The following is a 12,505-nucleotide window of genomic DNA, read 5'->3' as shown; positions in this document are numbered from 1 at the left end:
AGCCATCACGCGGGGCATCGCCCCCACTGACAGGAGAGACAATCCCATGGAATTCAAGGATAGCATCGTGGTCGTCACCGGCGGCACCCGGGGGATCGGCCGGGCCATTTCCCTCCACTTCGCCCGGCAAGGGGCACAGGTGACCGCCGCCTACCGCGCCGACGAAGAGGCGGCCCGCACCCTGGAAGCCGAGGCAGCGGGGCTGCCCGGCTCCATTGCCACGATACGGGCGGACGTGAGCACGGCAGAGGGGGCCATGGCCGCCATCGACGCGGCGAGCAGGGAGAGCGGCACCCTCCACGTCCTCGTGAACAACGCGGGGATCATCCGGGACGGCTACCTGGCCATGATGGCCGAGGACGACTGGGATGCGGTCATGCGGGCCAACCTCTCCCCCCTCTTCCACTGCTGCAAGTGGGGGGTGCGGAAAATGCTCGCCAGACGGAGGGGCGCCATCATCAACCTCTCCTCCGTGTCGGCCTTTGCCGGCACTGCCGGGCAGACCAACTATGCCGCAACCAAGGGAGCCGCGGTCAGCTTCACCAAATCCCTGGCCCGGGAAGTGGGTCCCCTCGGCATCAGAGTGAATGCCGTGGCGCCGGGGCTCATCGAAACGGAAATGATTGCCGGCATGAAGCGGGAGATGGTCGACCGGATCGTGGAAGGCAGCATCCTCGGCCGCACCGGGCGCCCGGAGGAAGTGGCCGAGGCCGTGGCCTTCCTGGCCTCGGACCGGGCATCCTACATAACCGGCCAGTGCCTGGTGGTCGACGGCGGAATCCTCTGACAGGCCGTGCCACACCGGCGGAGACCGGCAACTTTTCTTTGCCTTCGCCGGACCGTCCGGCTACAATATCACCATCTGGCAGTTATCCACTAAACGGGCCTTGCCCGGCCCGTCGAGCCGCTTGAACGAATTACGATGGACAAAACCAGCATCGCCATAACCGGCCTCGGCATCTTCTGCGCGGCCGGCAAAGACCTGGCCTCCTTCACCGACGCCCTTCTGCACGGACGCAGCGGTATCGGTCCGGTGGATATTTTCGACGTCTCGCCCTTCCCTTCTCACATCGGAGCCCAGGTGCGCGACTATTCCCCCCTGGACTACTTTGACCGGGCCGACGCCCGGCGGCTTTCCCGCACCGACCAGTTCGCCGCCGTTGCAGCGGCGGAGGCCCTTGGCATGAGCGGCGCCGGGAAACACTACGATCCCTTTACCGTGGGGGTCTGCGTGGGAGCCGGTGCATCGGGGATGATCCACGGCGAGGCGTGGCTCCGGGACCGGCTTGCGGGCGGCAGGGGACGGCCGGGTGACCTGCGCTGCATCCTGCCGGACCGAACCACCACTGCCCTGGCGGAGCGTTTCGGCCTCTGGGGCTACCAGGGAAGCATCACCACCGCCTGCTCCTCGTCGGCCACGGCCATCGGCTGGGGTGCCGACCTCATCGCCACGGGACAGCTCGACGCATGCCTCTGCGGCGGGAGCGACACTCTCTCCATCCTCACCTATGCCGGCTTCAACTCTCTGCGGGTCGTCGATCCCGAGCCCTGTTCCCCCTTCAGCCTGGGCCGCCAGGGAATATCCCTCGGCGAAGGGGCGGCCTTCGTGGTCCTGGAACGGGAGGAGACGGCACGCAGCAGGGGCGCCCGCATCTACGGCCGCGTTCTGGGCTATGCCCTGGCCGGTGAGGCCCATCACATGACCGCACCGGAGCCCTCCGGGTCGGAAGCGGCTCGGGTAATGCGGGCCGCCCTCGACAATGCGGGGGTTGCTGCCGGCGAAATCGGCTGGGTTAACGCCCACGGCACCGGCACCCCCCTCAACGACGCGGTGGAAAGCAAGGCCATGAAACTCGTGTTCGGCACTGACGTGGAGCGCGTCCCCCTGGTCTCCACCAAGGGGATGACCGGCCACTGCCTGGGCGCCGCCGGCTCCATCGAAATCGTCGCCACCGTAACGGCCCTGGGGGCGGGGATTATCCCCCGGACCCTCAACTTCCGGGGGAGCGATCCGGAGTGCGACCTGGACTACTGCCACGACGGCCCCCGGCAGAGCTCGGCAACCGTTGCCCTGTCCAATTCCTTTGCCTTTGGCGGCAACGTTACCTCGGTGGTGATCGGACGATGAGCATCCCGTCAATGGACATAGCCGTCACCGGCCTTGCCGCCATCTCCGCTGCCGGGGTGGGAATCGAACCGCTACGGGAGACGATGGCACAGCGCCAATGCCGCCTCACCCCCGTCCCCGTCGAAGTCCTCGGCACGGGAGGATATCTCTGGGGCAAGGCGGACGCCTTCAGGGCCGCAGACTTCATGCCCCCCCTCAAGGCCCGCAAGTTCGACCGGTGCAGCCTCCTGGCCACCGTGGCCGCAGGCATGGCCCTGGCCGATGCCGGCATCGACCCGAAGGGGGGCGACCCCACACGCATCGGCATTGCCCTGGGCTGCGGCTTCGGCGGCATCGCCAATTCCGTGGAGTTTCTGAGCGGCTACTTCTCCAGGGGAGTGGAGGGGCTCGTGCCCATGCTCTTCCCCAACACCGTTGCCAATGCCGCCGCCAGCAACGCCTCCATCGAGCACGGCCTCAAGGGACCCAACGTGACCCAGGTGCAGCGTTTCTGCTCCGCAGAGGCCGCCATCCAGATGGCCTGCCGCTTCCTGGAGGAGGGGCGGGCCGATGTGATGCTGGCCGGCGGAGTGGATGAGTTGACCCCGCTGATGATGGCCGGTTTCCGGGCCGCGGGCCAGTTGCGGACCTATGCCCGCTCCTTTGGCGAGGGGTGCGGCATCCTGGTCCTCGAGCGGCGGGACCATGCGGAGCGGAGCGCCGCCAGGCTGCGGGGCAGGATCACGGGACTGCGGACCGTGGGCATGCTGCCCGCCGGCCGGGAACGGGAGGCGGTCGACCGGCTCATGCCACCCGCTACACCGGCCCTGGTGTCGTTCTCGGGGGCCGCAGCCGACAATACAGCCCTCACCACCCCGCTTCCTGCCGTGCCGGCCATGGAACCGGGCAATCTTATCGGACGCTCCCTGGCCATGGGGGGCCTTGCCCTGGCCGCCCTCCTGCTGGTCCTCCCCGAAGATGCCCGGGGGCTCCATCTGGCGGCTTCGCCCGAGGGCCCGTACCACGCCATCGACGTCACCGGGGGTATGCGTGCATAGCCCCGCTCCGTGGGACTTCCTGCCTCACCGCTATCCTTTTCTCGTCCTCGACCGTATAATCGCCAGGGAGCCCGGCCAATCAGCCACGGCCCTCATGCGGACGACCGCCGGTACGCGGGGATGCTCCCCCCTGCTCCTGCTGGAGGCCATGGCCCAGTTGGGCGGCATCGTCGCGGCGGACGACGCAAACGGCGGCGGCATCCTCGCAGCCGTTGACCACGCCGACTTTCACGGCACGGTGGAAGCGGGAGATTCCCTGACCGTCTCCGTGACGGTCGTGAAGTCCTTCGGTCCCCTCCACCTGGTTGCGGGCGAGGTGACGGCCGACGGGCGCCCGGCCGCCTCCGCCACAATAACCCTCAAGGTAGGAACCCCTCGATGATAGCAAGCCGACTCGCACGCATTCTGTTCGCGTTCGTACTCCTGGCGCTGGCCGTCCCTGCACCCGGCCACGCGGCACGGATCTCTCCGCGGGAAGGACTCGAATTCCTCCGCTCGGCCTTTGCCGGGGTCAACGACTTCACCGCCGAGATCACGCAGGAAAAGCAGATCGCCCTTATGAAAAAGAAGCTGGTGACGAACGGGATGGTCCGTTTCCGCAAGCCCGACAGCTTCATGATGGAACTTAATCCCCCCCACGCCAGCCGCGTGTTGCTGCGGGACAACGTCATCTCCACCCTGCTCCCCGCCGACGGAGTCCGGCAGAAGATCGTGCTTCCTCCCGACGAAGGGCTCGCCCGCTGGTTCGCCCTCATGGAAAAGCCGGTCACATCGGTCCCCGACGGGGTCGCCGTCCAGGCGGAGCGGAACGGCGACGCCGTCACTATTTCCATAGCCCCCTCCCAGGGACGGGGAGTGAAGAACCTTCAGGTCATCCTCGCCACCGACGGGAAACTGAGGCGGGTGGTCATCGAAGAGCAGAACCGGGACCGGACCGTCATCTCCTTCCGCAATGTCCGCCGGAACGTGGGGCTCACCGACCGCGACTTCAGGATAGAGTGAGGGTGCTGCCGCCATGAGACGACTCGCCCTGTTCCTCATCCTTGCCGTCGCCCTTGCGGCCGGCTGCGCCACGGTGCCGCAGCCCCAGGTGCCTCTCGAACCGGGGGCCAGGGTGGAAACCCTGGCCGCCACGGTCTCCCTCTCGGTCAAAACGCCCGACGGGAGCACCGGCGGCAACGGCTATCTCCTCTATCACCGCCCCGACCGCTTCCACATGGTCATGCTTACCCCCTTCGGCACCACTGCTCTGGAATTTTTCGCCGCTGGCGAGCGGATCACCATCCTGCTCCCCTCCAAGGGACAGGCCTATGTGGGAACCTTCGCCGACCTGCCGGCCAAGGGGGGGCTCCAGGGGTGGCGCATGATGCAGTGGGTGGTGGAAGGTTCCCCCCTCTACCGTCCCGAAGCGGCCGGGCGAACCGAAGAGCAGACGGACGACGGCGGCGTCACCCTCGCCACCTATGGCCCCGATGGACTTCTGGAGCGCAAGCGTTCGGCGCGTGGAGAGGTGATCTACCGGAACTACCGCTCCCTGGGGGGGGTGCCGTTTCCCGCCCAGGTCGAGTTCAGCGACAGCCACGGCGTGCGGGTGAAGATAGCCTTCGACGAGCCGGAGGTGAACGCTCCCCTTGACGAGTCGGCGCTCACCCCTGCCCTGGAGGGGATGACGGTCATGCCGCTGGCAGGCCTGAAGGGGCTCTAGGTGCGGCGTCTCGTCGCCCTTGTCCAGGCTGCCATCGGCCGGCACCTGGCATGGATTTTCCGGGTCACCTGGCATCACCCCCGGACGACCCTGGCCGGCTCGCTCCTGGCCCTCTGCCTGGCCATCGCCTCCATCGCGGGCCTCCGCTTCGAATCGGACATCTTCAAGCTCTTCCCCACTGACCGGGGAGCACTTCGCCTCTTCCTGGACACCCTGGAATGGACCGGCAGCGCCGGTGAGGCCTACCTCCTCCTGGAAGGGGAGCGGGAGCGGCTTCCCGCCGAGGCCGAAGCCCTGGCCACACGGCTCCGGGCCCTGCGGGTGGACGGCGAGCCAGCTCTTCGCTCGGTTTCCTACCGGGTGGTGGAACCTGCCGACCTGCCCGATTTCGCGGCTTTTGTCGGTCGGGCCGTAACACTGCCCCAGCTCTTTCTCGCCCCCGGCAAGGTGGACGAGTTCGCGGCCCGCCTGGAGGCGTACGAAATGGATAGGGCCCTGCGGCGGGCCACGGCAGAACTGGCCGCCGGTGGTGGGGTTGGGAGCCGGGACCTGGTGGCCGCCGACCCCCTGGCCCTCCGCGAATTGATCTTGCCGCGCCTCCAGGAGGCAAGCCAGGCCCTGGACCTGGACCCCGAGTCCCCCTACTTCCTCTCCCGGGACGGACAACTCCTCGTCATGATCGCTGAGCCGGCCCGGCCGGTGCAGGACATGGCATTCGCCCGCAAGCTCGTGGCGGGCATCAACGAGGCACGGGCAGCCGTGGGGCCGGGCGTTTCGGTTTCCTGCGCCGGGGCGCACCTCTCGGCTGTCATTGATGAAGCGGTCATGAAGCGGAATATCCTCGCCTGCATCGCCTCATCCCTGGCAGTGGTTCTCGGGCTCTTCTTCATGACCTACCGGCGGATGCTGCCGACCCTTCTCATCCCTGTCATCATCGCCTTCGGCACGGTCATGGCCCTGGGCACGGCGGGGCTCATCCTGCCGTCGGTCCATATCATATCCTTCGCTTTCACGGCTCTCATCATCGGCCTCGGCACCGACTACTCCATTCACCTCTACGACCGCTACCGCACGGAGCGGAGTGCGGGCCGCGACGCCGAAGAGTCCCTGCGGCTCGCCGTGGTCGACACCGGCCACGGCGTCTTCACCGCCGCCACCACCACGGCATTTCCCTTCCTTGCCCTGGTGATTTCCGATGTGCGGGCGCTCTCAGAGCTGGGACTCCTGGTGGGACTGGGGGTCCTCTACTCGCTCTATGCCACCTTCTTTTTCCTGCCGCCGCTTCTCATCTTTGCCGAGCAGCGCGCCCCCGACGCACTTCACCCGCCCCTCCCGAGCCTGGGGCTTACCCGTCTCTGGCGCCTGACCCAGCGCCGGCCCCGGACCATCGCGTTCATCTCCTTGGCCGCCGTTGCCGGCCTTGCCCTGGCGGCCTTTTCCATCTCTTTCGAAGGGGATCTGAAAAATCTGCAGCCGCGGCACTCGGAAGCGTTCCTGACCCAGGAGCGGATCGAACGCCACCTGAGCATTTCCCCCAGCCAGATGCTGGTGGCGGTGGAGGGGGACGATCTTGGCGACGTGATGCGACGGGGTAGAGAGGTTGCGGCTCTGGCCGAGGAGTACCGGCAACGCCGGGAACTGGTGGCCGTCACCTGGCTCGGCAGCGTGATGAACGGCACAGGGGAACAGCAGCGGGTGCTGGAGCGGCTCCGGCAACGGCCGGCAGTGCGGGAGGCGCGTGGAGAATTGGGGCTGGCGCTTGAACGGGCAGACTTCGACGCGGCCATGTTCCCCGAAGCCCTATCCGGACTCGGCCGGCTCGCCACAGCAGGGCCGGTACCAATGGCCGAGGCCGTGGCGCTCCTCAGGAACTCTCCCCTCGGCGGGATGGTGGACCGGTTCCTGGTGGAACGGAACGGCCGCTGGCATCTCCTCATCACCCTGCACTATCGGGGCGATGCCTTTCCCCAGGAGCGTTTCCTGGGCGAACTGGCGGCCCTGGCCCCCCAGGCGCGGACCACGGGGCCCGACCTCATCAGCCGCCAACTGGCAGAATCGGTTCGGGGAAGCTTCATGGAGGGGTTCGCCATTGGCGGAATCCTGATCCTTTTCCTCCTGGTGGTCCACTTCGAATCCCTGGCAGGCATCGCCGCATCGCTCCTGCCGGTCTTTGCGGGGGTGGTCTCCATGCTCGGCCTCATGGCCGCCACCGGCATGAAGATCAACTTCATGAACGCCATGGTCCTGGTCACCATCCTTGGCATGGGAAGCGACTATGGGCTCCACGTCTACCACCGGCTGCGCGAGGGAGATGGCAGCGAAGCAGGCGACCGCTATGTCCAGGCGGGCCGGGCGGTACTCCTTTCCGCCCTCACCACCGTGGCCGGGTTCGGCTCCCTGGCCTTCACCGACTACGGCGCCATGTCGTCCATCGGCTGGGCCACCAACTTCGGCATCGGCGCCACGGCCTTCTTCGGCCTGGTGGCTCTTCCCGCTTTCCTGGCGCTTCGGCGCAACCGTAAACCGGCCCGCCTCCCCGCAAAAGAATAGGGCCGACATCGCTGCCGGCCCTATTCCCTGTTTCGCCCAAAATGTGTTGTTTCAGGATGCGGTTTCGTCAAGGGTGATGATACGTACCTGCGTCACCCCCTTGCCGAGAAATCCGAGCCTCCTGGCCGCTTCCCGGGAGAGGTCGATGAAATGGTTCACCCTCTTCCGGCAGCGATCGGTTATGGTGACCGTCACCTCCCGGTCGTTGGCCAGGTTCACCACCTTGACCCTGGTACCGAGAGGGAGGGTGGGGTGTGCGGCGGTGAGCTTCTTCGGATCGTACCGCTTCCCCGATGTCGTTCTTCTTCCGTGATAGCGCGTGGCGTAGTACGAGGCGGTCCCCCTGACCCCCTCGTCGGCCGTGGCCTCGACCGCGGCCTCTGTGTCCGATGTTTCCTGTGCTGCGATTTCCTCTGCTTGCAAGGACAGTGTCTGGATCTGGAAGAACGCCTGACAGAGAATGATCAGGATGGCCAGGCGCCCTTTCCGGAGTGCAGATACCATAGGCACCTCCTTCTGGGCGAGGCACTCCTATAGCACGGCCGCGGGGGACAGGTCAAGCCAAAAGAAGGCTAACTCCGCGCAATACCGTTTAAATTCAGCCGGTTAAAAGGGGACGAACAGCGGCGCGTCCGACCGGGGAATCACTCCCGCGGCCTCGGCCCGGGACAGGAGCTCAATCACGGCAGCCTCCCCTTCGGGACCGAGCTGAAGGGAAAAATCATTCACGTAGAGGTCGATGTGGGCAGTGCAGACTTCGTCGCTCATCTCCTGGGAATGGGCGCGAATGTAAGCCTTCGCCTCGCCGGGGTTCGCCTGGGCAAACGCCACGCTCGACCGCAGCGCCTGCTCCACGGCGATGATGGTCTCCACGCCCAGGTCGCGCCGGGCAACGATCCCTCCCAGGGGGATGGGACAGCCGGTTTCCCTCTCCCACCACTCCCCCAGATCCATAAGCTTGGTGAGGCCATGGTCACGGTAGGTGAAGCGCGATTCGTGGATGATGACCCCCGCCGCCACCTCGCCCCGCGCCACGGCCCCCATGATCTCGTGGAACGGCATGAACACGAGGGTGTCGATGGCGGGGTCCGCAAGGCGCAGCAACAGCGCAGCCGTGGTGAAGCGCCCCGGCACGGCCACGGGCTTCCCCCTCAGGTCGGCAAGGGTCGACGCCCCCCGCGTCACCACCAGGGGGCCGCAACCGCGCCCCAGCGCCCCTCCCGAGCGGAGCAGGCAGTAACGGTCGCGCAGATACCCGAGGGCGTGGTAGGAAACCTTGCAGATATCCAGAGCTCCCGCCAGGGCGAGACCGTTCAGGGTCTCCACGTCTTCGAGCCGCTCCCGGAAGGCAAGCCCGCTGGTGGGCACGCGTGCGTGGATCAGGCCGTAGAAGATGAAGGTATCATTGGGACAGGGCGAAAAGCCGAGCGAGAGCGCGTCCATCACTGTTCCTCCCCGCAGGTTTCGAGATATTTGAGAACGAAGCGCTGGGCCTTTTCCACGGCCAGGGGCAGGTTCCAGCGGGAGAGGTCCCGGTCTTCCACCATGTTACTGATCCCCCGGACCTCCAGGCAGTCGACGCCGTAGTCCAGGGCGACCTGGGCCATGGCGGCCCCTTCCATGTTTTCACAGATGGCGTCGAAGCGGCTGGCCAGTTCGTCGCCGCGGGCCGTAGTGCCGCTGCAGGTCGAGACGGTGACGAACTTTCCCCGGCGGATCGGGATGCCGAGGGCCGTGGCCAGTCGGACCGCCTGCTCGGCGGGATGGAGAGAAAGCGGGAACTCGTTGAAGTAGCGCACCCCGTTGCGTTCAACGGCAGGGATGCCGATGAGATCGAGGCCTTCCCACCCCCGGGGGGTGAGAACTCCCTCGTCACCGGAGATTTCGGCTGAGGCGACGGCCAGATCGCCGACCCGGAGGCCGCCCGCGGTGTAGGCGCCGGCGCAGCCGGTGTTGATCACCAGGCGGGGGATGAAGTTCTCGAACAACGCGGCAAGGGCAGCCGCGGTATTGACTTTGCCGATGCCGGTCACGGCCAGGATCACAGGCAGTGCCCCCACCTTGCCGAGCCAGGTGGGACGGCGACCGGCGCCCCCGTGCTCCCGGGCGCCGAGGCTTCGGATCGCCAGCGTCAGTTCCTGCCGGGTTGCGGCAACAACGAGGATCGGGTCCATGGGGGTCATCCGGTGACGATCCGTGGCAGCAGGACCGTGAAGACGCTCCCCGTGCCCGCTTCGCTCACCACCTCGATGCGTCCTCCGTGAGCCTCCACGAACGTCTTGACCAGGGAGAGGCCCAGGCCGCAACCGCCGTCGGCCCGGTTGCGGGCCTTGTCGACCCGGTAGAACCGCTCGAAGATGTGCGACAGATCTTCGGGGGGAATGCCCGGGCCGCTGTCGATGATCGCTACGCGGGCACTGTCGCCGGTCGTATCGACCACCACGGAGATCTCTCCTTCGGCAGGGGTGTACTTGACGGCATTGTCCAGCAGATTCATGAAAACCTGGCGCAGCCGAAGCCAGTCGCCGAGGATGGTAACCGGCTCCTGCCCCACGAAGGCGATGCGGAGATTCTTGTCCGGTGCGATGAGACGCGACTGCTGAACCAGTTCGGCAAGGAGGTCGCTCAGGTCCAGGTCGGCGAGTTCCAGCTTGACTCCCCCCTCGACCCGGGAGAGCTCCAGGAGCGTCTCGATGATCTTGGACATCCGGTTGATCTCTTCCAGGTTGCTGCGTAGAAGCTCGCGAAACTCCTCCGGCTCCTTGGCCCACTTGAGCCCCACCTCGGCCTCGCCGCGCAGAATGGTGAGAGGAGTCCGCAGCTCGTGGGAAACGTCGCCGGTGAATTGCCTGATCCGGTTGAAGGCGTTTTCCAGGCGTTCCAGGGTATCGTTGAACGTGGTGGCGAGCCGGCCGATCTCGTCCTGGGGATTGATGACCTCCAGGCGCAGTCCCAGGTTTTCCGCCGTAATCTTGCGAGCGCTGCGGGTGATCAGGTCAACCGGTTTCAGCGCCCTGCCCGCCAGGAACCATCCGCCCAGGCTCCAGAGAATGAGAGCCAGGGGGATGGAGACGGCAAAGACCAGCTGGACCTTTTCAAGGGTCTCAGCCGGTCCCCGCATGGATGTGCCGACCAGAACGATCTGGTCGAGCCGGCTGTCGGTCATGATGGGGTACACGATGGTGCGGACCGGATAGACATCCAGGTTGACCCTGGTCTCATAGGAAACCTTGCCGGCCTGGACGCGCCGCAACGCGGTCTTGCCCAACGGGATGCGGAGCTCCTCCATGCTCTTGGACGAGGCGGCAACCGCGCCGGAGCCGTCGAGCACCTGCACGTGCTTGCCCGTCAGGCGCGTGCCGATGAAGTCTTCGAGCACCTGGTCGAAGACCGACGGCGCGGCATGGCGGAAAGGCTCCAGAGTGGGGCTTGCCACGGCCTCGGCCACGGTCAGCAGTTCACGGTCGATCTCCTTGTTGAGCTGATTGCTCAGAACCAGGTAGATGAAGGAGCTGAACAGGACCAGAATGACCGCGAGCGTCACCGCATACCAGAGGGTGAGCGAAAAGCGGATTGACCTGAAAAACAACGATCAATCCTCCTCCTTCAGGATGTAGCCCACGCCGCGGACGGTGTGGATGAGCTTCTTGTCGGACTCCCGGTCGATCTTCTTGCGCAGGTAGTTGACGTAGACATCAATGATATTGGTGAAGCTGTCAAAGGTGTAGTCCCACACGTGCTCGGCGATCATGGTGCGGGTAAGGACCTGATTGGGATTCCGCATGAAGTACTCGAGCAGCGAATACTCCTTGGCGGTGAGATCGATCTCCTTGTCCTTGCGCCAGACCTTGTGGGTCACCGGGTCGAGCCGCAGGTCGGCAAAGCGGATCTCCGCCCCGCGATCCTGCTCGCTGCGGCGCACCAGGGCCCGGACCCGCGCCAGAAGCTCAGCAAAGGCGAAGGGCTTGGTCAGGTAGTCGTCGGATCCCGAATCGAGGCCGGCCACGATATCCTCCACCGAGTCCTTGGCCGTCAGCATCAGAACCGGTGTGCTGTTCTTGCGCTCCCGCAGTTCGCGTACCACGCTGAGACCATCCTTCTTGGGAAGCATCACGTCGAGAACGATCAGGTCGTAGCCCTTGTCCAGGGCCATCTTGAGCCCCTCCTCGCCGTTGAACGCGGCATCGACCTCATACTTCTCCTCCTCAAGCCCCCGCTTGATGAAGCTGGACACCTTCTTCTCATCTTCGACCACGAGAACCTTCATTGAGCGCTCCTTTCTTGACTCCGTCTCCGCCCATCGGGGCGGGTTCTTTAACCACCGAGCTTTTGTATGATCTCGGCCGCGGACTCCTCCACCGACTTCTTGGTCACGTCAATGACGAGCCACTGGGGATTGCGTCGGTAGAGCCTGCGGCAGAATTCCAGTTCCTCTTCGATCCGTTCGTAATCGGCATAGCTCCCCCTGGGCATCTGCCCCAGGTTCCTCAGGCGGGCGGTGCGGATCTGCACGAGCCGTTCGGCATCGATGATCAGGCCCACCACCCGTTTCTGGTCCACCTTGTAGAGCTCAGGCGGCGGATCGATCCCCTTCACGATGGGAACGTTGGCCACCTTGTACCCCTTGTGGGCCAGGTACATGGAGAGGGGCGTCTTGGACGAGCGCGACACCCCCACCAGGATGAAATCCGCCTTTGCCAGCCCCCGCGGGTCCTGGCCGTCGTCGTGCTTTACGGTGAAGTCGACGGCATCCACCCGTTTGTGGTATTCGGAGTTGATCTGGTGGAGGAGCCCCGGCTCCTTCTGGGGCGCTTCGCCGAAAAAGTCAGACAGCTTGAACAGGAGCGGGCTGATCAGGTCGATCGCATCGAGCCCGTGGGCTTCGGCCTCGTCCCGCAGCAGTTGGGCCAGTTCCGTGTCGACCAGGGTGTAGACCACCATTCCCGGCTCGCGCAGCACCTCCCCCAGCGCCCAGATCACATCCTCGCGGCTCCTGATCCGCGTCACCCGGTGGAAGCGCGCCTCCACGTCCCGGAACTGGGAAAGGGCGGCGCGCACGACCCGCTCCACGGTTTCACCCGTGGC

General features: G+C 65.8%; 13 protein-coding genes. 7 read left to right on the top strand and 6 right to left on the bottom strand.

Going from position 1 to position 12,505, the window contains the following annotated elements:
* Positions 1 to 46 precede the first annotated feature (46 nt).
* From AC6CDK_RS07535 to AC6CDK_RS07505, 7 genes are all read left to right on the top strand, one after another.
* A complete protein-coding gene (locus AC6CDK_RS07535; RefSeq protein WP_066356869.1) occupies positions 47 to 787 on the top strand; it encodes a 3-oxoacyl-ACP reductase family protein in 741 nt (246 codons plus the stop codon).
* Between the two features lie 135 nt (positions 788 to 922).
* On the top strand, positions 923 to 2,128 hold the full coding sequence (locus tag AC6CDK_RS07530) for a beta-ketoacyl-[acyl-carrier-protein] synthase family protein (RefSeq protein WP_192904923.1): 1,206 nt from the start codon (positions 923 to 925) through the stop codon (positions 2,126 to 2,128).
* A complete protein-coding gene (locus tag AC6CDK_RS07525) occupies positions 2,125 to 3,165 on the top strand; it encodes a beta-ketoacyl synthase N-terminal-like domain-containing protein (RefSeq protein ID WP_226048139.1) in 1,041 nt (346 codons plus the stop codon). The genes AC6CDK_RS07530 and AC6CDK_RS07525 overlap by 4 nt, the downstream gene beginning before the upstream one ends.
* Complete coding sequence (locus tag AC6CDK_RS07520; protein ID WP_192904924.1) at positions 3,158 to 3,547, top strand: 3-hydroxyacyl-ACP dehydratase FabZ family protein; 390 nt, start codon at positions 3,158 to 3,160, stop codon at positions 3,545 to 3,547. Before AC6CDK_RS07525 ends, AC6CDK_RS07520 begins: the two co-directional genes overlap by 8 nt.
* Positions 3,544 to 4,167: a LolA family protein gene (locus tag AC6CDK_RS07515; protein WP_039642650.1), complete on the top strand. Its 624-nt coding sequence runs from the start codon at positions 3,544 to 3,546 to the stop codon at positions 4,165 to 4,167. Before AC6CDK_RS07520 ends, AC6CDK_RS07515 begins: the two co-directional genes overlap by 4 nt.
* 13 nt (positions 4,168 to 4,180) lie before the next feature.
* On the top strand, positions 4,181 to 4,870 hold the full coding sequence (locus AC6CDK_RS07510; RefSeq protein ID WP_039642648.1) for an outer membrane lipoprotein LolB: 690 nt from the start codon (positions 4,181 to 4,183) through the stop codon (positions 4,868 to 4,870).
* Positions 4,871 to 7,420 (top strand): efflux RND transporter permease subunit, encoded by a 2,550-nt coding sequence (locus AC6CDK_RS07505; RefSeq protein WP_066356865.1) that lies wholly within the window; start codon positions 4,871 to 4,873, stop codon positions 7,418 to 7,420.
* 51 nt (positions 7,421 to 7,471) lie between these two features.
* Here the strand turns inward: AC6CDK_RS07505 and AC6CDK_RS07500 are convergent, their stop codons facing one another.
* The 6 genes from AC6CDK_RS07500 to AC6CDK_RS07475 form a co-directional block, all read right to left on the bottom strand.
* Positions 7,472 to 7,924, bottom strand: a complete 453-nt coding sequence (locus tag AC6CDK_RS07500; protein ID WP_039642644.1) for a septal ring lytic transglycosylase RlpA family protein — start codon at positions 7,922 to 7,924, stop codon at positions 7,472 to 7,474.
* A 102-nt stretch (positions 7,925 to 8,026) separates the two neighbouring features.
* Positions 8,027 to 8,863 carry a 1,4-dihydroxy-6-naphtoate synthase gene (locus tag AC6CDK_RS07495; RefSeq protein WP_039642642.1) on the bottom strand — a complete coding sequence of 279 codons (837 nt, stop codon included), beginning with the start codon at positions 8,861 to 8,863 and terminating at the stop codon, positions 8,027 to 8,029.
* The gene (gene mqnB, locus AC6CDK_RS07490) at positions 8,863 to 9,594 is read right to left on the bottom strand and encodes a futalosine hydrolase (protein WP_039648052.1); all 732 of its coding nucleotides are present in this window, start codon (positions 9,592 to 9,594) and stop codon (positions 8,863 to 8,865) included. Before mqnB ends, AC6CDK_RS07495 begins: the two co-directional genes overlap by 1 nt.
* Positions 9,595 to 9,599: 5 nt before the next feature.
* A complete protein-coding gene (locus AC6CDK_RS07485) occupies positions 9,600 to 11,009 on the bottom strand; it encodes a sensor histidine kinase (RefSeq protein ID WP_039642640.1) in 1,410 nt (469 codons plus the stop codon).
* A gap of 3 nt (positions 11,010 to 11,012) precedes the next feature.
* Positions 11,013 to 11,687: a response regulator gene (locus AC6CDK_RS07480; protein WP_010941118.1), complete on the bottom strand. Its 675-nt coding sequence runs from the start codon at positions 11,685 to 11,687 to the stop codon at positions 11,013 to 11,015.
* Between the two features lie 47 nt (positions 11,688 to 11,734).
* Positions 11,735 to 12,505 (bottom strand): pyruvate, water dikinase regulatory protein (locus AC6CDK_RS07475; RefSeq protein WP_496639790.1); only part of this gene is annotated, 771 nt, incomplete at its 5' end.

Source organism: Geobacter sp. PheSNFMC, assembly GCF_059620965.1.
Note: the sequence above shows the minus strand (reverse complement) of the source record. Positions and strands in the feature narration are given on the sequence as shown.